21 protein-coding genes are annotated in these 19,819 nt (G+C 70.7%); 13 read left to right on the forward strand and 8 right to left on the reverse strand.

Features of this window, described 5'->3' with window-relative positions; translation table 11 throughout:
• Positions 1-16: 16 nt before the first annotated feature.
• The 4 genes from K8640_RS15175 (at position 17) to K8640_RS15190 (ending at position 5,101) form a co-directional block, all read left to right on the forward strand.
• Positions 17-826 (forward strand): ActD protein, encoded by an 810-nt coding sequence (locus K8640_RS15175; protein WP_223747741.1) that lies wholly within the window; start codon positions 17-19, stop codon positions 824-826.
• Positions 826-3,072, forward strand: coding sequence for a caspase family protein (locus K8640_RS15180; RefSeq protein WP_223747678.1), 2,247 nt, complete (start codon positions 826-828; stop codon positions 3,070-3,072). Before K8640_RS15175 ends, K8640_RS15180 begins: the two co-directional genes overlap by 1 nt.
• A 184-nt stretch (positions 3,073-3,256) precedes the next feature.
• Entirely contained in the window at positions 3,257-3,823 is a 567-nt protein-coding gene (locus K8640_RS15185; RefSeq protein WP_223747679.1) for a tetratricopeptide repeat protein, read from the forward strand.
• A 168-nt stretch (positions 3,824-3,991) separates the two neighbouring features.
• Positions 3,992-5,101, forward strand: coding sequence for a 3-deoxy-7-phosphoheptulonate synthase (locus K8640_RS15190; RefSeq protein WP_141326024.1), 1,110 nt, complete (start codon positions 3,992-3,994; stop codon positions 5,099-5,101).
• Between the two features lie 168 nt (positions 5,102-5,269).
• Here K8640_RS15190 and pheA read toward each other — a convergent pair whose 3' ends face one another.
• Genes pheA through K8640_RS15205 form a run of 3 tightly spaced genes read right to left on the reverse strand, consistent with a single transcriptional unit; the run spans position 5,270 to position 7,690 of the window.
• The gene (gene pheA / locus K8640_RS15195; protein WP_223747680.1) at positions 5,270-6,100 is read right to left on the reverse strand and encodes a prephenate dehydratase; all 831 of its coding nucleotides are present in this window, start codon (positions 6,098-6,100) and stop codon (positions 5,270-5,272) included.
• Positions 6,093-7,232, reverse strand: coding sequence for a bifunctional chorismate mutase/prephenate dehydratase (locus tag K8640_RS15200; RefSeq protein WP_223747681.1), 1,140 nt, complete (start codon positions 7,230-7,232; stop codon positions 6,093-6,095). Before K8640_RS15200 ends, pheA begins: the two co-directional genes overlap by 8 nt.
• Positions 7,229-7,690, reverse strand: coding sequence for a GNAT family N-acetyltransferase (locus K8640_RS15205; RefSeq protein WP_223747682.1), 462 nt, complete (start codon positions 7,688-7,690; stop codon positions 7,229-7,231). The genes K8640_RS15200 and K8640_RS15205 overlap by 4 nt, the downstream gene beginning before the upstream one ends.
• 72 nt (positions 7,691-7,762) lie before the next feature.
• Here K8640_RS15205 and K8640_RS15210 point away from each other — a divergent pair, with 72 nt between their 5' ends.
• From K8640_RS15210 to K8640_RS15225, 4 genes are all read left to right on the forward strand, one after another.
• Positions 7,763-8,317, forward strand: coding sequence for an RNA polymerase sigma factor (locus K8640_RS15210; RefSeq protein WP_223747683.1), 555 nt, complete (start codon positions 7,763-7,765; stop codon positions 8,315-8,317).
• The gene (locus K8640_RS15215) at positions 8,314-8,913 is read left to right on the forward strand and encodes a hypothetical protein (protein WP_223747684.1); all 600 of its coding nucleotides are present in this window, start codon (positions 8,314-8,316) and stop codon (positions 8,911-8,913) included. The genes K8640_RS15210 and K8640_RS15215 overlap by 4 nt, the downstream gene beginning before the upstream one ends.
• The gene (locus K8640_RS15220; RefSeq protein WP_223747685.1) at positions 8,910-9,506 is read left to right on the forward strand and encodes a periplasmic heavy metal sensor; all 597 of its coding nucleotides are present in this window, start codon (positions 8,910-8,912) and stop codon (positions 9,504-9,506) included. The genes K8640_RS15215 and K8640_RS15220 overlap by 4 nt, the downstream gene beginning before the upstream one ends.
• A 75-nt stretch (positions 9,507-9,581) precedes the next feature.
• The gene (locus K8640_RS15225) at positions 9,582-11,063 is read left to right on the forward strand and encodes an amino acid permease (protein WP_223747686.1); all 1,482 of its coding nucleotides are present in this window, start codon (positions 9,582-9,584) and stop codon (positions 11,061-11,063) included.
• Here the strand turns inward: K8640_RS15225 and K8640_RS15230 are convergent.
• The 4 genes from K8640_RS15230 to K8640_RS15245 form a co-directional block, all read right to left on the reverse strand.
• Complete coding sequence (locus K8640_RS15230; RefSeq protein ID WP_223747687.1) at positions 11,026-11,454, reverse strand: EVE domain-containing protein; 429 nt, start codon at positions 11,452-11,454, stop codon at positions 11,026-11,028. The genes K8640_RS15225 and K8640_RS15230 overlap by 38 nt on opposite strands.
• 46 nt (positions 11,455-11,500) lie before the next feature.
• On the reverse strand, positions 11,501-12,055 hold the full coding sequence (locus tag K8640_RS15235) for a TetR/AcrR family transcriptional regulator (RefSeq protein WP_223747688.1): 555 nt from the start codon (positions 12,053-12,055) through the stop codon (positions 11,501-11,503).
• A 31-nt stretch (positions 12,056-12,086) separates the two neighbouring features.
• On the reverse strand, positions 12,087-13,427 hold the full coding sequence (locus K8640_RS15240) for a POTRA domain-containing protein (RefSeq protein WP_223747689.1): 1,341 nt from the start codon (positions 13,425-13,427) through the stop codon (positions 12,087-12,089).
• A gap of 185 nt (positions 13,428-13,612) precedes the next feature.
• Complete coding sequence (locus K8640_RS15245; protein WP_223747690.1) at positions 13,613-14,101, reverse strand: MarR family winged helix-turn-helix transcriptional regulator; 489 nt, start codon at positions 14,099-14,101, stop codon at positions 13,613-13,615.
• Between the two features lie 221 nt (positions 14,102-14,322).
• On the opposite strand from K8640_RS15245, the gene K8640_RS15250 reads away from it, so the two are divergent.
• On the forward strand, positions 14,323-15,117 hold the full coding sequence (locus K8640_RS15250) for an SDR family NAD(P)-dependent oxidoreductase (RefSeq protein ID WP_223747691.1): 795 nt from the start codon (positions 14,323-14,325) through the stop codon (positions 15,115-15,117).
• 112 nt (positions 15,118-15,229) lie between these two features.
• Here the strand turns inward: K8640_RS15250 and K8640_RS15255 are convergent, their stop codons facing one another.
• Entirely contained in the window at positions 15,230-15,427 is a 198-nt protein-coding gene (locus tag K8640_RS15255) for a hypothetical protein (RefSeq protein ID WP_046714359.1), read from the reverse strand.
• A gap of 377 nt (positions 15,428-15,804) precedes the next feature.
• Between K8640_RS15255 and K8640_RS15260 the strand changes: the two genes are divergently transcribed.
• The 4 genes from K8640_RS15260 (at position 15,805) to K8640_RS15275 (ending at position 19,814) form a co-directional block, all read left to right on the forward strand.
• On the forward strand, positions 15,805-16,377 hold the full coding sequence (locus K8640_RS15260; protein WP_141326037.1) for a polysaccharide biosynthesis/export family protein: 573 nt from the start codon (positions 15,805-15,807) through the stop codon (positions 16,375-16,377).
• A gap of 71 nt (positions 16,378-16,448) precedes the next feature.
• On the forward strand, positions 16,449-17,603 hold the full coding sequence (locus K8640_RS15265; RefSeq protein ID WP_223747692.1) for a hypothetical protein: 1,155 nt from the start codon (positions 16,449-16,451) through the stop codon (positions 17,601-17,603).
• 33 nt (positions 17,604-17,636) lie between these two features.
• Positions 17,637-19,046, forward strand: coding sequence for a Wzz/FepE/Etk N-terminal domain-containing protein (locus K8640_RS15270; RefSeq protein WP_223747693.1), 1,410 nt, complete (start codon positions 17,637-17,639; stop codon positions 19,044-19,046).
• A gap of 27 nt (positions 19,047-19,073) precedes the next feature.
• Entirely contained in the window at positions 19,074-19,814 is a 741-nt protein-coding gene (locus tag K8640_RS15275) for a CpsD/CapB family tyrosine-protein kinase (protein WP_141326040.1), read from the forward strand.
• Positions 19,815-19,819 lie beyond the last annotated feature (5 nt).

A 19,819-nucleotide genomic window follows, 5' to 3' on the forward strand; every position in this document is an offset into this window, starting at 1 on the left:
TGGAGGCTTCGTGAGCATGGCCCTGTGCACCCCTGACTGGCTGCTGGAGCGGATTGCCCTGGGCGAGCTGACCCCGGACGCGCTCGCCGACGCTCGCGCCCGGCTGGAGCGCGAGCCTCACGGGAGGGCCCGGCTGGCGCGGCTGGAGGCGGACTCGGCCCAGACGCTGGCCCGTCATCCCCCCGAGGACTTCGCCCGGGAGGTCGCCCGCCGCGCGCGCACCGCGGACGTCCAGCGCGAGAGCGCGGCGCGCGACCCGGGCTGGCATGGGCTGTCCATGGGGCTGCCCGTGGCGGCGTCCCTGGTGCTGCTCATGCTGTCGGCCCAGCCGGAGCGGCTGGCGGAGCCCCCGGCGCTGGTGCCCGCGCGGGTGGAGCTGATGGAGGAGACGGTCGGCATCAAGGGCGACGCGCGGCTCCTGGTGTACCGGCAGCATGACGGCTCCACGGAGCTGCTCGCGGACCGCACGCGCGCCCGGCGCGGCGACTTGCTCCAGCTGAGCTACCTCGCCGGCGGACGGCGCTACGGGACGGTGGTGTCCGTGGATGGCCGGGGGGCGGTGACGCTCCACCACCCCACCACGCTGGTGGGCAGCACCCGGCTGCAGAAGGGGGACGCGGTATCGCTGGCGCACGCGTACGAGCTCGACGACGCCCCCTCCTTCGAGCGCTTCTTCTTCGTCACCTCGGATTCACCCATCGATGTGGGCCTCGTGCTGGAGTCCGCGCGGAAGCTCGCACGTCAGCCCACCGAGGCGAGCACCCGGCCGCTCCCGCTTCCGGGTACCCTGGCCCAGACATCCTTCACGTTGGAGAAGGTGCCGTGATGGCGCGGTCACTCCTGTTCCTGTCCCTGTTGCTTCCCACCCTGGCCACGGCGGCCCCAGCCGGTACCCCTGCGTCCAACCCCGTCGCCGTGCGCCGGTTCGCGCTGCTCGTGGGCGTCAACGACGGCGGCGCGGGCCGCGCGAAGCTGCGCTACGCCGTCACCGACGCGAACGCCTTCGGCCAGGTGCTGGAGGAGCTCGGCGGCGTGCAGCGGCAGGACCGGATGATGCTGCTCGAGGGCGACCGCAAGGCGCTGGAGAGCGCGCTGGCCCGCTTCAAGGCGATGGTCGCCGCGGGCAAGACGCCGGGCGGACGCACCGAGGCGCTCATCTACTACTCCGGCCACTCCGACGAGGAGGGGCTGCTCCTGCATCAGGACCGCTTCGGCTACCGCGAGCTGCGGCAGGCGCTGGAGCAGCTCCCCGCGGACGTGCGCATCGCCATCCTGGACTCGTGCGCCTCCGGCACGCTGGCGCGCTCGAAGGGCGGCGTGCGCCGTCCCGCGTTCCTGGTGGACACGTCCACCGCCGTGCGGGGCCACGCCATCCTCACCTCGTCGTCCGAGGACGAGGTGTCGCAGGAGTCGGACCGCATCGGCGGCTCGTTCTTCACGCACAACCTGGTGTCGGGCCTGCGCGGCGCGGCGGACGCCACGGGGGATGGCCGCGTCACGCTGCACGAGGCCTACCAGTTCGCCTTCCACGAGACGCTCGCGCGCACGGAGCGCACGCGCGCGGGCGCGCAGCACCCGGCCTATGACATCGAGCTGGCCGGCACGGGCGAGCTGGTGATGACGGACCTGCGCACCACCTCCGCGGTGCTCGTCATGGACGAGAACGTGGAGGGGCGCCTGTTCATCCGCGACGAGCCCGGGCGCCTCGTGGTGGAGCTCAACAAGCTGGCGGGCCGCTCCACCGAGCTGGGGCTGCAGCCGGGCCGCTACACGGTGACGCGGGAGTCGCGCGGCGCCAGCTCCCAGGCGGTGCTCACGGTGGGCGACGCGGGCCGCACCGTGCTGGCCCACACGGCGTTCGTGGCGATGCAGGGCGAGCTGACGGCGATGCGTGGCGGTGGCGCTCCGGTGGCCGGCGCGCAGGGGCCGATGGTCGAGCCCCTGGCTCCCGCGCGCGGCAACTTCCGCTTCGTCAACCTGGGCCTGGCCCCGAAGCTCCAGACGAACGACCTGTGGGGCGGCGGGCAGCAGATGGACAACGCGCTCTCCATCTCCCTGGGGCTGGCGACCATGGGGCGGCTGGATGGCTTCGCGATGGCGCTGGGGGCGAACTGGGGCTCGGGTGAGACGCACGGCGTGCAGACGGCCCTTGGCGGCAACGTGGCGCGCGACATCATGGAGGGCGCGCAGCTCGCCGTGGGGGGCAACTGGGTCAGCGGCAGGGCGGAGGGCCTGCAGGCCGCGGTGGGCCTCAACATGGCGAGCCAGGGCGGCTTCCTCGGTCAGCTCGCGGTGGGCGCCAACGTGTCGCGCGCGTCCATGAGGGGCGTGCAGATGGCGGTGGGCAGCAGCTGGGTGAACGGCGACATGGACGGCTACCAGGCCGCGGTGGGCATGAGCTGGGTGGCCGGGACGATGCGCGGCGTGCAGATGGCGGTGGGCGTCAGCCGCGTGAACACCCTCCATGGCGCGCAGCTGTCGCTCATCAACGTGGGCGGAGACGTGACGGGCGCGCAGGTGGGCCTGATCAACGTCGCCGGGAAGATGAACGGCCTGCAGCTGGGCATCGTCAACGTGGCCAACAACCTGGAGTCCGGCGTGCCGGTGGGCCTGCTCAACATCGTGCGCAACGGCCAGTTCCACGTGGAGGCCTACGGCAACGACTTCAACTACGCCAACGTCGCGCTCAAGGTGGGCAGCCGCTACCTCTACACGACGCTGGTGGTGGGCATGGGCGCGGTGCCGGACCACCGGGGCCCCAGCCACTGGACGACGGGCGTGGGCCTGGGCGGCCACGTGCCGCTGACCGAGCGGCTCTACTTCGACGTGGACGTGGTGTCGAACACCATCCACGAGTGGGGCGGGGCGCTCGCGGACAACCGGATGCTGCACCAGGGGCGGTTGATGGTGGGCTACGCGTTCGCGCCGCGCTTCGCCATCTTCGCGGGTCCCACCTTCAACATCCTGCACGCCACGGACGGCGAGCCGGTGACGGCGCTCAGCCGGTTCTCCAAGTCGTCGGACCGCGACGTCCTGATGTGGGCTGGTGTCCAGGCGGGTCTGCGCCTCTGAACGGAGCGTCAAGGGAGCCACTCATGGGGTTCGAGCCCCGGGGTGGCCCCGAGCGGAGCGGATGGCTCCCATCAGTCGGACGAAGCCGGGACGACCTGGAACGGCTTTCCACTGGGTGCTCCACGGTGCGAGGCTGGATGAACGGCCAACGGCATGGCCGGGCAACCCTTGCCCTGGGGGCACGATGTCCAAGTTGCTGTTCGCGGCGTTCAACGAGGGCTCCAGCCTCTCGATGTCAGGCCAACACGAGGCCGCGATCTCCGCCTTCGACAAGGTCCTCGCCGTGGACCCGAAGCACTTCCCGGCCCTGACGGCGCGGGGGTCGTCCCTGGCTCGGCTCGGCCGCGCGGAAGAGGCCCTGCACTGCTTCGAGCGCGCCATCGAGGTGGACCCGTCCGCCGCGGACCCGCATCGCGAGGCCGCCCTGTGTCAGCTCGAGCTCGGGGAGCCCGAGGCCGCCGCCCAGCTGATGGGCCGCGCCACCCAGCTCAACCCGGAGCCCGGCTACCGCGAGGCCGCCGCCATCGAGGTCTACGAGCGCGGCAACGCGCTGCTCACCCGAGGCTCCCGGCGTCCCGACAAGGCGCGCTATCGGCTGGCCCGGTACACCTTCGAGCTCGCCCTGGAGCTGTCTCCCGCGTACGTCGAGGCCGCCAAGGCCTTGTCCGACATCTGGGAGAACCTGGGCGACACGACCCAGCGGGACCACTACGCGCAGCTGGCCCTGCGGCTGCGGCCCGCGGGCCATTGAAGCAGGCAGCGGGGCAGGGGGCCGCGTGCCCCGAGGCGTCCGCTCGCTCGGGGCGGGCCGCGTGCCCGCGCGTGGACGCATCCGCGCGTCCCCGATGTTACAAGTCGCGCGACCCGGTCCGCGCCCACTCAAAGACCTACAAGACAGAGCTGTCTGGAGATTCCGAAGATGATCGTCATGCTCGAGCCGGACTCACCCGAGTCCGTGGTGTCCGCAGTCCTCCAAGCCGCCGCCCAGTACAAGGGGGTGACGCCGCGTCCTCACGTCATCGAGGGCGCGGAGTTCACGGTGACGGAGGTGTACCTGCTGGGCTCCACGGCCCAGGTGCCCACGGAGGTCTTCGAGCAGATTCCGGGCGTGCGGCAGGTGGTGCGGGTGTCGCAGAAGTACCGGGTCATCGGCCGGCACAAGGGCCAGCGCACGACGACGGGCTTCGAGTACAACGGCGTGACGTTCGATGAGCGCTCGGTGCAGTTGTTCGCGGGCCTGTGCGCGGTGGACACGAAGGAGAACGTGGAGACGATGATGGCGGCGCTCGCGCGCCACGACATCCGCACCACGCGCATGGGGGCGTACAAGCCTCGCACCAACCCGTACGAGTTCCAGGGCCTGGGCGCGGCGTGCCTGCCGTGGGTGTTCGAGTCCGCGGGGAAGCACGGCATCAAGGTCGTGGCGATGGAGGTGACGCATCCTCGCCACATCGACGAGATTCGCGACGCGCTGGAGCGCTCGGGCAACGCCACGGGGGTCATGCTCCAGGTGGGCACGCGCAACGCGCAGAACTTCGAGCTGCTCAAGTCCATCGGTCAGCAGCGCGTGTTCCCGGTGCTCTTCAAGCGCGGCATGGGCATCACCCTGGAGGAGTCCCTCAACGCCTGCGAGTACATCGCGAGCGAGGGCAACCCGAAGATCGTCTTCTGCCTGCGTGGCGTGAAGACGCACCTGGGTGACCCGCACCGCAACATGGTGGACTTCGCGCACGTGCCCGTGGTGCGGCGGCTCACGCGCATGCCCGTGTGCGTGGACCCGTCGCACGCCATCGGCCGCGCGGACCTGCCGCCGGACGGCTTGCCGGACATCTTCCACGCGATTGGCCAGGGGCTCATCGCGGGCGCGTCCATGGTGCTGGTGGACTTCCACCCGCAGCCCGAGGCCGCGCTGTGCGACGGCCCGCAGGCGCTGCGCATGGAGCAGCTCGGCGCGCTCCAGCGCTACACGCAGATCATCCGCGAGGCGTACCAGTCCGCCGTGAAGAACGGCGACGGCCTGACGGCCTGATGACGCCCGCGCGGCGTGGCGCTCGCCTCAGGCCACGCCGTCGCGACGGCGCATCCGCGAGGCGTGCCCATGCGCGGGGAGCCATCGCGACGGGCTGATGAAGCCCGCGCGGCGAGGTGCTCGACGCAAGCCACACAGTCTCTGGAGAGCGCCCGCGTGGCGCTCGACTCAGGCCACGCCGTAACTGCCGAGAACGCGCAAGGTGATGCACGCCGCCTGCGCCGCCTGCACCGCCTCGCGCACGCGCGCCTCCTCCAGCGCGCCCTCCACATCCAGGCACCAGACGTACTCCCACGCGCGACGCTGGGGACGCGACTCCAGTCGGGACACGTCCAGCCCGCGCGCGGAGAACGCACCCAGCACGCGGTACAGCGCCCCAGGCTCATTGGGCACAGTCAGGGCGAGCGCCGTCTTGCGCCGCTTCCACGTGTGCTCGGGCTCCTGGCCCAGCGTGACGAAGCGCGTGTGGTTGTCCGACGAGTCCTCCACGCCGTCCTCGAGCACCACCAGCCCGTACAGCTCCGCCGCCAGGCTGCTGGCGATGGCCGCCGTGCGCGGGAGCGCCTCGCGAGAAACCCTTCGCGCCGCGATGGCGGTGTTCGTCTCGGGCACGGGCTTGAGGCCGCGCCGCCGCAGATAGCCCGCGCACTGCGCCAGCGCCTGCGGATGCGACAGCACCTGCTCCACGTCCTCCAGCGCGAGTCCCGGGGGCGCGACGAGGCAGTGGTGGATGCGCAGCGACAGCTCACCTGAGATGGGCAGGTCATGCTCCAGCAGCAGGTCCACGCTCTCCGCCACCGGCCCGCCCAGCGAGCTCTCCACCGGAATCACGCCGCTGTCCACGAGGCCCTCGGCCACCGCCTCGAACACGGCGCGGAAGGTGGGGCAGGGGACCGCCTCGACGTCCGGCCCATACAACACCCGCAGGGCCTCTTCCCCATACGCGCCCGGCTCTCCCTGGAACGCGACGCGAATCTCCGAGGGCGACAACTCATCCATGGCTTCCCTCGGCCCGGGCATACGTGCCCAGCACGCGCAGGAAGGACGTCAGCGGCCGGATGTCCTCCAGCGCGGCCGTCAGCGGCGCGGAGGCCGCATGTCCCTCCACGTCGACATAGAACCGGTACTGCCACGGCCGCCCCGGGATGGGCCGCGACTCCAGCTTGCTCAGGTTCACCCCCCGCAGCGTCAACCGCTGGAGCATCTCTCCCAACGTGCCCGGCTTGTGCTCCAGCACCATCAGCAGCGACGTCTTGCACGGCACGCCCGGCGCCAGCGGCGTGGGCTCGCGGCCCACCTCCACGAAGCGCGTGTAGTCGAACTCCGGCTGGAGCTCGCGCGCCAGGACCTCCAGGCCGAAGCGCTGCGCGGCCGTCTCGCTGGCGATGGCGGCCACCGTGGCGTCGTTGCGCTCACGCACCTTCTGCGCCGCGCCACCCGTGTCCGAGTCCGGCACCGCCCGCACCCACGGCAGCTTCTCGCGCAGGTACGCCTCACACTGCGCCAGCGCCTGCGGATGCGAGATGACCTCGCGCAGCCCCTCCAGCTTCGCGCCCGGCAGCCCGAGCAGCCGGTGGTCCACCTGGCTCACCAGCTCCGCGGTGATGACCACGCCACCCTCGGCGAGCAGGTCGTACGTCTCGTTCATGCTGCCGGCGGTGGTGTTCTCGATGGGCAGCAGCGCCAGGTCCTGCTCGCCGCGCCGCACCGCCTCCACCACCTCGCGCGCATCGTCGAACCCGGTCAGCAGCACGCCGCCCGCGCGGCCCGTGTAGAGCCTGCGCGCGGCCAGGTGGCTGTAGGAGCCCTCGACGCCCGGATAGCCCACGCGCAGCGGCGTCGTGTCCAGCCGCGTGACGAGCGCCTGCTGCCGCGCCACCGACATGTCGATGACCAGCCGCCAGATGCGCTCCGTCTCGTGCGGGTCCAACCCGTGCTCGGACGCGCGCGTGCGGATGCGGCGCAGCAGCAGGTCCTCACGACGCTGGTCCCGGAACGGCGCCGCGGTGGCCAGCTTGGAGCGCGCCACGTCGTCCGCCAGGTCCATGCGGCGGCGGAGCGCGTCGAGAATCTCCTCGTCCAGGTTCTCGATGGCGCTGCGCAGCGCGTCCAGGTCCGGCGAGGTGCTCATCGCCCCGGCTCCCTCAGCTCGCGGGACATCAGGTGGTGGGGCCCGATGCCGGGCAGCTCGAACTGCTCTCCGTGCTGGATGAACCCGAGCGAGCGATAGAAGCCCGAGGCGGTCGACCGCGCGTTGCACCACACCTGCGTGCCCTTCTGCGTCACGGCGTGCTCCATGCACGCCTTCAACAGGGCCGCGCCCAGCCCCTGTCCCTGGCGTCCGTGCTCCACGGCCATGCCCCGCAGGCGCCACGCGGTGATGGCCTTCAGGGCGTAAGGTGGCGGCTCCCGATAGATGGAGGCCACCCCGAGCAGGCGGCCTTCCGAGTACAGGCCCAGGTGCACGGTGTCCGGGTCGTCATCTCCAGGATAGACGACGGCCTCGGGAGGCTGGTGGGGGCGAAGCACGGCGCGGCGCAGGCCACGGGTCTCCGCGGCGGGAATCCGTCGGATTTCGGAGGGGCTCACGCTTTCGAGTATGCCGTTTTCCGACCTCGTGCGTCCTCATTCCGTGGAAGCCGTCGAGGAGGTCTTTCCGCCGTGAAGGGTACCGCCATCCTGGAGGAGCCTGGAACTCCAGCGCGCGCCACCGCCGCGCCCGGGTTCGAGTCGCTCCTGGAGGCGGAGCAGGCCGGGCTGCTGCGCCTGGCCCGGCGGCTGGTGTGGGACGCGGAGGAGGCGAGGGACGTGGTGCAGGCAACCCTGGCTGATGCCTACGAGAAGCGCCACGGTTTGAAGGACTTGCAAGCGGGGCCCGCATGGCTGCGGCGCATCCTGGTGTCCCGCGCGATGAGCCACCTGCGCAGGCGGCGCGTGTGGAACGTGCTGCGTGATGCGTTGGATGGGGGCACGCCCCTGGAGCTGTCGCCGGAGGAGCGCTTCGTCGGCGCCGAGCGCTGGCGGGCCCTGGGCCGCGCGGTGCGGGCGCTCCCGTCGCAGCAGGCCACGGCCTTCAGCCTTCGCTACCTGGAGGGACTCGAGTTGGACGCTGTCGCGGAGGCCATGGGCATCGAGCGGGGCACCGTTCGCATCCACCTGTATCGCGCGCTCAAGAAGCTCAAGGCCGAGCGGGCCCTCGAAGGAGAAACGCCATGAGATGCCACGACGTGGCCCCCATCCTCCTGGAGTCCTCGCCCCCGTGGCCTCCCGAGGCGCGCGCCCACCTGGAGGGCTGTGAGGAATGCCGGACGCTCGCGGCCGTGCATGCCTCGGCGTCGCGGCTGCGCCTGCCCGTGACGCCGCCCCTGACGCCGGTGACTCGCGAGGCCGTGCTGGGCGAGGTGCGCCGCCGCAGGGTGCGCCGCCGTGTCGTCGCGGGAGTGGTGGCGTCGTGCTGTGTCCTCACCCTGACGTGGCTGACGCGGTCCGAGTCGCCGGCGCCCCGCGTGTCGGAAGACACCTACGTCCAGGTCGACGACACCGCGCCCCGGTCCGAGCTGGAGCTGCGCCGCGCGGACACGGAGGCCGAGCCGGAGCCGGAGGCCCTGGCGCAATGGGGCCGCACCTCGCTGTCCGACCTCTTCACCGAGGTCCGTGGCTACACGCGGCGCGACGCCGTGTACCGCGATGACCTCTACCGACCTTTCGGGGCGATGGCCGCGTGGCTGCGCCCCCCGGATTCCCGCGCGCTGGAAGCACCGCCGTTCCGAACGGCGATTCAACCCATCAGTTACCAGGAGTCGATGCCATGAAGCTTCGCACGTCCATGTTGTTGGCCGCGGCGGCGTTGAGCCCGCTGCTCGCATCCTCGCCCGCACAGGCCCAGTCCGAACCGGAGAACGTCGTCATCCACCGCTCCGGCCCGGGAACGCTGCACGTCATGGGGCCCGCGGACAGCACGCTCCCGCTGGGCCCGCTGCCTCCCGCCGCGCACGGCATCCCGCCGCAGGTGGTGGAGAAGCTGGGCATCCCCCGGGACGTGGCGAAGCAGATTCAAGACCTGACGTTCGACGCGAACGAGGCCGTCATCCCGCTGGAGGCGGACCTCAAGCGCGCGCAGCTCCAGCTCGAGCGCCAGCTGCGCGCGGACTCCACCGATGAGAACGCGGTGCTCAAGCAGGTGGAGGAGGTGGGCCGCGCGGAGACGGCGGTGCGCAAGAACCGCCTGTCGTTGATGGTCCGCATCAAGCGACTGTTGGGGCCCGAGCTGTGGCGCAAGGTGGAGGCGGAGATGGGCACGGTGCGCATCCAGAAGCGCATCGAGCTCCGCAAGGGCTTCCCGGGCGAGGACGGCCCCAGCCCCAGCGGCCCCTTCCCTGGTGGCCCCTTCCCGCGCAAGCCGTAGCGTTCCGGACAGACGCGGGCTCTTTCGGTGGACCCCTCCAGGGAAGGACGAGGGGGCCCGCGTATCCTGGGAGGCATGGCCCACCTTCCGGATTCGGAGCGTCAGCTCGAGGAGGATGCCGCCCAGCTCCAGCGGCTGGGGTACGCGCAGGAGCTGTTGCGCGGCATGGGTGGCTTCTCCAACTTCGCCGTCTCCTTCTCCATCATCTCCATCCTCACCGGCGCCGTGACGCTGTATGGCCATGGGCTGCGCTTCGGCGGGCCGATGGTGATGGGCGTGGGCTGGCCGCTGGTGGCGGTGATGACGCTCACGGTGGCGGCGAGCCTGGCGCAGCTCGCGTCGTCGTTCCCCACCGCGGGCGCGCTGTACCACTGGGCCGCCATGCTCGGCGGTCCCCGCGTGGGCTTCTTCACCGCGTGGCTGAACACCCTGGGCCAGTTCGCGATTACGGCGGGCATCGACTACGGGCTCGCGGAGTTCCTCGCGGACATGCTCGGCTGGCCCCGCGAGCGCATGTCCGTGCTGCCGCTGTACTCGGGCATCCTGCTGTCCCACGCGGTGCTCAACCACGTGGGCGTGCGCGTCGTCGCGTGGCTCAACGATTTCTCCGCCTGGTACCACGTGGGCGGGGTGGTGGTGCTCATCGGCGCGCTCGCGCTGTTCGCGCCCAAGCAGGACGCGGCCTTCCTGATGACGCGCTTCAGCTCGGAGACGCCGCTGTATGCCTATGGCTTCCTCATCGGCCTGCTCCAGGCGCAGTGGACCTTCACCGGCTATGACGCCAGCGCGCATGTCTCCGAGGAGACGAAGGACCCCACGCGCAATGCTCCCTGGGGCATCTTCCTGTCCGTGGCCGTCAGCGCCGTCGCGGGATACCTCCTGCTGGGCGCGGTGACGCTGGCCATCCAGGACCTGCCCACCACGGCCGCCGCCGCCAACCCGTTCCTCCATGTGCTCACGCAGGGCCTGGGCCCCGCGCTGGGCGGCGCGCTGGTGTGGGTGGCCATCGGCGCCATGTGGTTCTGTGGGCTGTCCTCGGTGACGTCCAACTCGCGCATGCTGTTCGCCTTCGCGCGCGACAACGGCCTGCCCGCGTCGAAGTGGCTCGCGAGCGTGTCGCCGCGCTTCCGCAGTCCCGCCGTCGCCGTCTGGGTGTCGGTGGCGGGCAGCGGCCTGGTCGCGCTGTGGAGCGAGGCGTACGCGGCCATGGTGGCGCTGAGCACGCTGGCGCTCTACGCGTCCTATGCCTTGCCCGTCTGGGTGGGCCTGCGCGCGCGCCGCTCCGGGACGTGGTCGCACCGAGGGCCGTGGGACCTGGGGCGCGCGTCGTCGTGGGTCAACGTAGTCGCGCTGGTGTGGTGCGGGGTGGTGATGGTGCTGTTCGTGCTGCCGCCCAACCAGCTCGCCGGCTACACGTTCGCCGGCGCGCTGGGGCTGTTGGGCCTGTACTGGGCGCTGGTGCAGCGGCACAGCTTCACGGGGCCGAAGGTGACGCTGCTGCGGCCCCCGGAGGCCGCGGCTACTTCGGCAGCGCCGTCTTCCCCATCTTCAGGATGAGCTTGAAGTGCTCGGCGGTGACGGGGGCCACGCTGAGCCGGCTGCGGGTGATGAGCGGGAAGTCCTTCAGCGCGGCGGTGGCCTTGACGGTGGCCAGCTCCACGGGCGCCTTGACGGGGACGACGGCGGCCACCTTCACGGAGGCCCAGTCCTCACCCGGGGCGGTGGAGTCCTCCGTCGCCAGCGTGAGCACCCGGGCCACGCCCACCACGGCCTTGCCCTCGTTGGAGTGGTAGTAGAGGCACAGGTCCCCGGGCTTCATCGCCCGCAGGTTGTTGCGGGCCTCGAAGCTGCGGATGCCCGTCCACTCCGTCTGCGTGTCCTTCTCGAGCTGCGCGTACGGGTATACCGACGGCTCGCTCTTGATGAGCCAGTACTGGGTCTTCGACATGGCGGCGCACCATAGAGCAAGGCCGCGTCGCCGCGCGCGGTGTTCCTCAGTGCAGCAGGTCCGACGCCTGCCTCCCGGGCCCCGAGGACGTCAGGCACTGGGCCGCCCACGTCAGCCGCTCCACCTCCCGCAGGCTCGCGAGCATGGCGGCCGCCACGTTCCGCGGACTCTGGAAGTGGAAGTCCCCCCGGCGCGTGCCCTCGGTGAAGACGGACTCCAGGAGGGCGAGCTCCCGCGCGTGCAGGTCCACGACGTACAGGTCGATGAGCGGGAGGATGTCGAGCAGGGCATCGAAGGAGACGTTCAGCTCCCGGAGGATGCGCTCGGTCTGCTCCTGGCGGACCTCCACGAAGGTGCGCACCTGCTGCTCGGGGGAGGGCGCGCGGGCGACGGCGCGCTCCAGCGCCTCCATCGCCGGCACGCCGTGCTGCCGCACCACCTCGATGAACAGCGCCTCCTTGGTGGAGAAGTGGCGGAAGACCTGGCCGTGCTCCAGCCCCGCGCGCCGCGCGATGTCCTCCAGTGACACCCGGGTGAAGCCGAGCTGGGCGAAGTGCTGCGTGGCGGCGGTGAGGATGGCGGTGCGCTGTTGCGTGCTCAAGAGGGACCTCGCGGTCTGGGGGACGACACGACTACATGGAGAGGCCCGCCGCGAAGCTGACGACGAGCTCTCGGGTCTGGGGAGCCCGCGTCACATCCAGGCCCAGGGCGGGAACAGCGACACTGCGCAGGTACATGCGGAGCCCGGCGCCGGGGGCGACGTAGCGCGTGACTGTATTCCTCCACTCCACGTGCCCGGCGTCGACGAAGGCATGCGCGGTGAAGGTCGCCAGGCTGGGACTCCAGAGGGGGACCTGGTACTCGAGCGTGGCGATGGCGGCCTGCTCCGCCCAGAGCGTGGCCAGCGTGAAGCCGCGCGTGCCCGTGCGCTGTCCCAGCAGCACCGCGTCCAGGGTGGAATCTCCATCCACGTATTCGAGCGTGCCCGACAGGGTGAGCGCATGGTTCCCGAACAACGCATGGGTGTAGGCGGCCGTGAGGGTCGCCTGTCGGTAGTCCCGGGAACCACTCCCCAGGTCGAACCCCTGACGCAGGTTCAGACGCGCGAACAGCCCTTCATTGAAGAAAAAGTGGAAGTCCTGTCCCAGATACTCCGCCACGGCGCTGACGCCCTGCGCGTGGCTCCGTTCAGGAGCGGGCTCGTCCTCGCTCGCGCGGAGCGGCCGGTTGAAGATACCGAACAGTCCCGCGCCCACGTTGAGCTCGGGCGTGAGCTGGTGGCCGAGCACGCCGGACACGTCCAGGCGTCGGTCCGTGTACTCGTCGACGACGATGTCGCGCACGCGACGCTCGCGGTCCAGCTTGGCGTACTGCCCGAAGAGCGTGCCCGTCCACCGGCTGCCGCGGATGCCCGGGTCCTTGTACAGCGAGAAGACGTTGCCGCCGCGGTTGCCCGCCATCGCCCCGAGCACGAAGAGTTTGTGCAGGCCGAAGACGTTGCTCTCCAACAGGAACAGCCCCGCCTGCCACTGGCCATTGCTGGAGGTGAACATGGGGATGGGCAGCAGCGTCCAGCGCTCCTCCACCTTGATTCGCAGCGCCACGCCGTCGCCCTCCTGACGCGTGCGCACCTCGACGTGCTCGAAGAGCTTCAGGTTGAGCAGCCGTCGCTTCAGCTCCTCCGTCGCGCCGGCGGTGAGCAGCTCCCCGGGCTGGGTGCGCAGCGCGCGCAGGATGACGACCTCCTGGGTGCGCTCGTTGCCCTCGATGTCGATGCGCTCGATGCGCCCCGTCAGCTCCGGCTCGGGTGCGGGCGGTGCCTCGGGCGGGGGGACGGCGCGGGACAGCTCCTGGGTGGGCGCGTCCGGGGGCGGCTCCTGGGCGCGCGCGTCCGAGGGCATCAGCGCGGTGTTCAGCGCGAGCACCAGCCACGCCGGTGGATACGTGCACACGCAGGAGGAGAAGGGCTTCATGCGCGGGGTCTCCTGAGCGCGTCGAGGCGCGAGGCGCGGGCCCGCGCGCGAGCGGGCGAGGGCGGACGGTGGAGCGGCTTCATGGTGGGAGCCAGGCGGGCGGGTGGAGGTCGTCCGAGCCTCCGCCTGGGGTCGGAGAAGAGGTGAGGGGCGCCGGGGGTGTCTGTCATGGCCCGGCTCCGGAGTCAGTCGTGAGGGACGCGCACGGTGTCGTGCAGGCGGTCCAGGAGGCGGAAGAGCGTCTCCAGCTCATCCGGGGGCAGCGTGGCGAAGAAGCCCGCGAGCGCCGTCTCGATGCGCTCGCGGATGCCCTCGTAGATGGACCGGCCCTCCGGGGTGAGGGCGTTGACCACGCTGCGGCGGTCCGAGGGGTGGCGGGTGCGCTCGACGAGCCCGCGGGCCTCGAGCCGGTCCACCACTCCGGTGATGCTCTTGTCGTGGATGTCCGCCAGGCGCGACAGGGCGCCCGTGTTCAAGGGCCCTTCGTGGCCCAGCCAGATGATGACGTGGCTCTGGGGAGAGCTCAGCTCGTGCGCGTCGCAGAACTGCTTGACGGGGTCGCGCAGCACGGAGCGGTCCCGATTGAAGTCCAGCAGCTTCCCGAAGAACCGCGCGCCCTGCTCGCGCAGCCCCCGCGAGTTGTCGACGGCCGCCTTCGTCGCCTTCTTCCGCATGGAATCGCACCCACTCCCGCCGGACGCTCCCCTGAGGGACTGCCCCGGGCGCGGCACGCGTCATGCCCCGGAGAGATACACCACGTTGCCGATATTCCGCAATGTGGAATATCCGTGATGCGTCGGGATGGGGGTTTCCCTGGCGTGGCGGGGCGTGAAGCGGGCTGGCGGGGTCCCACCGCGCGCGTTACCTGTGGCCGCGCATTCTCACGAGGGAACGAATGGACCTGGACTTGAAGGACAAGGTGGCGTTGGTGACCGGCTCCACGGCGGGCATCGGCCTGGCAATCGTTGAGGCGCTCGCGCGCGAGGGAGCGGAGGTCATCGTCAACGGCCGCACCCAGGCGCGCGTGGACGCGGCCATCGCCGAGGTGCGCCGCAAGCAGCCGGAGGCGCGCCTGCGCGGCGTCGCGGTGGACCTGGGCACCGCCGAGGGCGCCGGCCGCTTCATCCAGCAGGTGCCCCACGTGGACATCCTGGTCAACAACCTGGGCATCTTCGAGCCCAAGCCCTTTGAAGACATCTCCGACGAGGAGTGGCTGCGCACCTTCGACGTCAACGTGATGAGCGGCGTGCGCCTGAGCCGCCACTACCTCAAGGGCATGCGCCAGAAGGACTGGGGCCGCGTCGTCTTCATCTCCAGCGAGTCCGGCGTGCAGATTCCGGTGGAGATGATTCACTACGGGGTGACGAAGACGGCCCAGATTGCTCTCGCGCGCGGCATCGCCGAGGGCCTGGGCGGTACGCAAATCACCGCCAACTCCATCCTCCCGGGCCCCACGCGCTCCGAAGGCGTGGAGGTGTTCCTGGGCGAGCTGTCACGCCAGCAGGGCGTGGACGTGGCCACGGTGGAGAAGGGGTTCTTCAAGAGCGCGCGGCCCTCGTCGCTGCTCCAGCGCTTCGCCACCACCGACGAGGTCGCCGCCCTGGTGGCCTTCGTGTGCAGCCCCAAGGCCTCCGCCATCAACGGCGCCGCGCTGCGCGTGGACGGCGGCGTGGTGCGCGCCATCCCCTGAGGTCGTCGCGTGGACGACATCCAGCCACCCCCGAGTCTTGGGCGAGGCTGAAAAGAAGAAGGCCCGGCGTCCCAGGGGACACCGGGCCTTTTTACTGTCACGGCGTCGGGCGTCAGGCCTGGTTGGCCATGCCGCGCGCCGTCTCCTCGCCAGGCTTGCCGCTCAACAGCGCGCTGCTCGCGTACAGGGCCAGGCCCACGACACCCAGCGCCGCGGCCTCCGTCTGCGCCATGAAGGCCACGCCCATCCACGCCATCACACCGGTTCCCATCGCGAACGCCGCCGCCACCGCCCCCGCTGCCTTCCTCATCCGCTGGCTCCCTGTCTGCTGGGCCCACTGGCCCGTTGTGGAAACAAAACTCCTCCCGCTCAACAGACTTCAAACCGCGTGCCGAGCACCCACCGTGCGGATTGAGAACCCACATGCCCCGCGGTGGGAAATCGTCTTCCATCAACAGGGCCCGGACTGTCGAAAGGACCAGACTCCTACCCTGTCGGATGCCAGTAATTCTTCCCGACCCGCGCGACGCCACAACGTGGGCAGTTTCGTAACCCACGGCGATCCATGGGCTTTCCCTCACAGGGCTCAGTGGCACACCCGCTGCTATGGCAACCGCGCCGAGAGCGACGGTCACCGCGAGGTGCGGGACCTCGGACGACATCCGCAGCGAGACGAGGGAGAAGACGATGGGCAAGACGAGCGCGGGGTTCTGGACGGTGTTGGGGGTGATGCTGCTGGGCGGGTGCGCGCACCAGCCGGCGGTGAAGGTGGACAACTCCGAGCAGCCCTACCGCATCGGTCGTGAGGACGTGCTGGACATCGCGGTGTGGCGGGACGCGGAGCTGAGCCGCACCATTCCCGTCCGTCCGGATGGCTTCATCTCCATGCCGATGGTGGGCGAGGTGCAGGCGGCGGGCAAGACGCCCACGGAGCTGGCCGAGTCGCTGAAGCAGAGCTTCCAGTCGTATGTGCAGGAGCCCCGCGTGACGGTCATCGTCCGCGAGGTCAACAGCAGCCGCGTGTTCGTCACCGGCGAAGTCACGCACCCGGGTGCCTATCCGCTGCGCGGCCGCGTGTCGCTCATCCAGGCCATTGCCCTGGCGGGCGGCTTCACGGACTTCGCCAACTCGGACGGCATCGTGGTCATCCGCAGCGACGGCAACGGCGGGCAGATTCCGGTGCGCTACAGCGACCTCATCTCTCCGGACGGCGGTCAGGACGTCATCCTGCGTCCCGGCGACACCATCGTCGTGCCGTGAAGGGGCGTCGAGGGCAGTCGGGTGGCGGTGGGTCCATGGGTCGAGGGTGGCGTAGGCGAGGGAGGACGACGGTGAAGGGCGACTGGAAGAAGTGGTTGCTGACAGGCCTGATGCTCACCGCGCCGGCGGCATCCGCGGCGACCGTGTGGGAGCCTCGGCTGCGCATCTCCGCCGAGGAGCGCTACGACGACGACCTGCGCCTGGGCGGCCCGGATGCGACGGGCGGCCAGTTGATGACGAAGCTGTCGCCGCGCGTGGGCGTGCAGGGGCGCGACGGGCGGCTGGACCTCAACAGCTTCTATGCCGCGGACGTGCTGATGCGGCATGGCTCGGGCAAGGTGACGCTGGACCACCGGGGTGGGCTGGAGTTGCGCCACCTGCTGTCTCGCAGGCTGCGGGTGGACTCCAACGTGCGGGTCTTCCGCGTCACGGACCCCATGTCCCTGCCGCGTGACGGCCTGGCGCGCTCCACGTCGCCCACGTTCTACACCCAGGCCCGCGTGGGCCTGACGGGCCGCGCCACGGACCGCATGGACGTGCGCGTGGGCTACGGGCTGGAGGCGGTGCGCATCCTCGAGGATGGCCAGAAGGCGGGCTATGCGCATACGCCGTCGCTGGAGCTGATGTATCGCACCACGCGCCGGCTCACCCTGGGCATGGAGTACCGCTACCAGGGCTTCCTGTATGACAATGAATTGTCCCAGTCGCACGGCGTGGCGGGGACGCTGCGCTACCGGCTGACCCGCCCGACGACGTTCATCGCCCGGGCGGGCCCGGTGCGCTACCTGGCGCCGACGGGGCAGGAGGGCGGCTGGGTGCCTCGCGTCAACCTGGAGCTGGCGCGCGAGGGCGAGCTGTTCGACCTGGGAGTCGCCGTGGGACATGACCTGGTGGGCGCGAGCGGCTTCGCGAACGCCCTGTGGGCGGACTACGCGACGGTGTCGCTGGCGCGCAGGTTCAACCACCAGCTGTCGGCGTTCGGCGCGGCCAGCTTCTTCCGCAACGGGCGGGCGCCCGGGCGGGACTGGTCGACGTTCAGCAGCACCCCCCTGGTGTCGCAGGGGTACGCAGTTGGAGGCGGAGTGGAGTACCGCTTCAGCCGCCAGGTGGCGGCTCAGGGGGCGGTGGATCGGATTGCCCAGGTGGGCGTGGCGGACTCGGCGGGCGTGGCGGGCGACCTGACGCGCAACGTATTCGCGGTCCGTCTCATCGTGACGGCGTGGTGACAACACGTGAGTGGGTTGGAGGAGGAGCGAGTCATGGAGCGTGGGATGACGGCGGACCAGCTGCTGGCCTCACTGTGGCGCCGCAAGGCGTTGGTGGGAGCCATCGCGGCAGTGGTTTTCGCGGTGGGCGCGGCCATCGTGTTGACCCGGCCGAGCATGTACGAGGCGTCGGTGGTGGTCCGCGTGGAGCCGCAGCGGCCCGGTGAGGAGATGGTGCAGCGCACGGTGAGCGAGCTCATCGAGCAGCGGTTGCTCACCGTTCGACAGGAGCTGCTGGCACGGCCCGTGCTCCAGAAGGCCATCGAGGAGATGAACCTCTACCCGGACATCGTGTCCGAGAAGGGCATGGAGGCGGCCGTCGCGCAGATGCGCAAGGATTTGACGGTCCGCGTGGAGGGTGAGACGGCGTTCGAGCTCACCTATGCGAACCGCGACCCGCAGGTGGCGTCGCAGGTGGCCAACCGGCTGCCCACCATCTTCTCCGAGGAGACCCTGAAGCTGCGCCAGGCGCAGGCGGCGCGCGCCACGGACCTCTTCAACGAGGAGATGGTGCAGATGGGCAAGGCGGTGTCCAACTGGGAGCACAAGATTGCCCAGTTCAAGGTCGCCCACCTGGGCGAGCTGCCCGAGCAGATGGAGATGAACATGCGCGGGCTCGAGCGGGTGTCGCACGAGCTGCAGACCAAGTCGGAGGAGCTGCGCGTGGCGGAGGCGCGTCGCTCGGACCTGGCGCGGGCTCGCAACGCGGTGGACAGCGAGGCGGGGCGGCTGGAGGCGGCGGAGAGCGGGCTGACGCGGGCCCTGGTCAACGCCCGCACCACGTGGACGGAGGACCACCCTGAGATCAAGCGCATGTCGTCGGAGCTCGCCGGCATGACGGAGCGCCGCAAGGAGGCCGAGGGCCGGCTGTGGGCCGAGCGCGCCGAGCGCACCCGGGTGGCCAGCCTCATCGGCAGCATCCAGAAGGAGATCGTCGACCTGCAGGGCAAGGCGGAGGCCTACCAGGCGCGGCTGAACAACACCCCGAAGTGGGCGCACGAGCTGGCGGTGATGAACCGCGACTACGAAATCGCGCGCACCAAGTACCAGAGCGTGGTGAGCCGCAAGGTGGAGGCGGAGATTGCCCAGGAGCTGGAGGCCAAGAGCGCCAAGAGCCTGTTCAACGTCATCTCCCCGGCGGGGGTGCCGGTGACGCCCGCCCGGCCGGACAAGTTCGCGGGGATGGTGATGGTGCTGCTGGTGGCGCTGGGCCTGGGCGTGCTGGCGGGAGCGGTGCTGGAGATGCGGGATGACAGCCTGCGCGACGGGACGGAGGTGCGCCAGCGCCTGACCCTGCCGGTGCTGGCGGTGGTGCCGGACATGCAAGGCAAGACGGAGCGGCGGGTGCTGATGCCTTCGTCGGGGTCGCGCAACAACGTGTCGAACCCCACCTCGTTGAACTGACACCCACGGAAAGGACGGAAGACGGACATGGATCAGACGATGGAGCGGGCGGGAAACTTCCTCCCCCGGGTGGATGACAACGCGGCGAATCCGAACGCGGTGGACCGGCGGGTGGTGACGCTGACGGCGCCGGCCTCGGCGGCGGCGGAGCAGTACCGCAGCCTGTACTACCGGTTGGAGCGGATGCGGGAGCTGCGGCCGATGAAGGTCGTGGCGCTCACCTCGGCGATGCCGGGCGAGGGCAAGACGGTGACGAGCGTCAACCTGGCGATGGCGGCCGCCCGGGCGAACCCGGACCGGCGCATCCTCCTGGTGGACGCGGACCTCCGGCGCGGCGGGGTGGCGAACACGCTGGGGGTGCGCAACAAGACGGGCCTGGCGGAGCTGCTCACGGGCGAGGTGGAGGTGCGCGACGTGGTGCGCCGCTTCAACTCCACGCGCCTGGCGCTCATCCCCGCCGGCGCCACGCCGGAGGAGCCGTCGCAGGTGCTGGCGAGCCCTCGCATGAAGCAGTTCCTCAAGGCGGTGCGTGAGGGCTTCGACGAGGTGTACATCGACCTGCCGCCCACGCTGCCCTTCGCCGACGCGGCGATCCTGGGCCACCAGGTGGACGGCGTGCTGATGGTCATCCGCGCCAACGTGACGCCGGGCAAGACGGTGCACCAGGCGGTGGAGCAGCTGGCCGGCGCGCCCATCCTGGGCTGCGTCCTCAACGGCGCGGAGGTGCACGCGACGCCGTATCTGAAGAACTACGAGAAGCAGAAGTAGAGAGG

It is taken from the genome of Myxococcus sp. XM-1-1-1, assembly GCF_020037095.1.
In the GTDB taxonomy this organism is placed as follows: Bacteria; Myxococcota; Myxococcia; order Myxococcales; family Myxococcaceae; genus Myxococcus; species Myxococcus fulvus.

What these genes read in the sequence shown, in the direction of transcription:
- K8640_RS15245 (WP_223747690.1), bottom strand. Translation starts at nt 14,101, where the DNA reads ATGCGGAAGAAGGCGACGAAGGCGGCCGTCGACAACTCGCGGGGGCTG.
- K8640_RS15225 (WP_223747686.1), top strand. Translation starts at nt 9,582, where the DNA reads ATGGCCCACCTTCCGGATTCGGAGCGTCAGCTCGAGGAGGATGCCGCC.
- K8640_RS15220 (WP_223747685.1), top strand. Translation starts at nt 8,910, where the DNA reads ATGAAGCTTCGCACGTCCATGTTGTTGGCCGCGGCGGCGTTGAGCCCG.
- K8640_RS15215 (WP_223747684.1), top strand. Translation starts at nt 8,314, where the DNA reads ATGAGATGCCACGACGTGGCCCCCATCCTCCTGGAGTCCTCGCCCCCG.
- K8640_RS15255 (WP_046714359.1), bottom strand. Translation starts at nt 15,427, where the DNA reads ATGAGGAAGGCAGCGGGGGCGGTGGCGGCGGCGTTCGCGATGGGAACC.
- pheA (WP_223747680.1), bottom strand. Translation starts at nt 6,100, where the DNA reads ATGGATGAGTTGTCGCCCTCGGAGATTCGCGTCGCGTTCCAGGGAGAG.
- K8640_RS15250 (WP_223747691.1), top strand. Translation starts at nt 14,323, where the DNA reads ATGGACCTGGACTTGAAGGACAAGGTGGCGTTGGTGACCGGCTCCACG.
- K8640_RS15260 (WP_141326037.1), top strand. Translation starts at nt 15,805, where the DNA reads ATGGGCAAGACGAGCGCGGGGTTCTGGACGGTGTTGGGGGTGATGCTG.
- K8640_RS15270 (WP_223747693.1), top strand. Translation starts at nt 17,637, where the DNA reads ATGGAGCGTGGGATGACGGCGGACCAGCTGCTGGCCTCACTGTGGCGC.
- K8640_RS15190 (WP_141326024.1), top strand. Translation starts at nt 3,992, where the DNA reads ATGATCGTCATGCTCGAGCCGGACTCACCCGAGTCCGTGGTGTCCGCA.
- K8640_RS15230 (WP_223747687.1), bottom strand. Translation starts at nt 11,454, where the DNA reads ATGTCGAAGACCCAGTACTGGCTCATCAAGAGCGAGCCGTCGGTATAC.
- K8640_RS15275 (WP_141326040.1), top strand. Translation starts at nt 19,074, where the DNA reads ATGGATCAGACGATGGAGCGGGCGGGAAACTTCCTCCCCCGGGTGGAT.
- K8640_RS15240 (WP_223747689.1), bottom strand. Translation starts at nt 13,427, where the DNA reads ATGAAGCCCTTCTCCTCCTGCGTGTGCACGTATCCACCGGCGTGGCTG.
- K8640_RS15175 (WP_223747741.1), top strand. Translation starts at nt 17, where the DNA reads ATGGCCCTGTGCACCCCTGACTGGCTGCTGGAGCGGATTGCCCTGGGC.
- K8640_RS15185 (WP_223747679.1), top strand. Translation starts at nt 3,257, where the DNA reads ATGTCCAAGTTGCTGTTCGCGGCGTTCAACGAGGGCTCCAGCCTCTCG.
- K8640_RS15200 (WP_223747681.1), bottom strand. Translation starts at nt 7,232, where the DNA reads ATGAGCACCTCGCCGGACCTGGACGCGCTGCGCAGCGCCATCGAGAAC.
- K8640_RS15180 (WP_223747678.1), top strand. Translation starts at nt 826, where the DNA reads ATGGCGCGGTCACTCCTGTTCCTGTCCCTGTTGCTTCCCACCCTGGCC.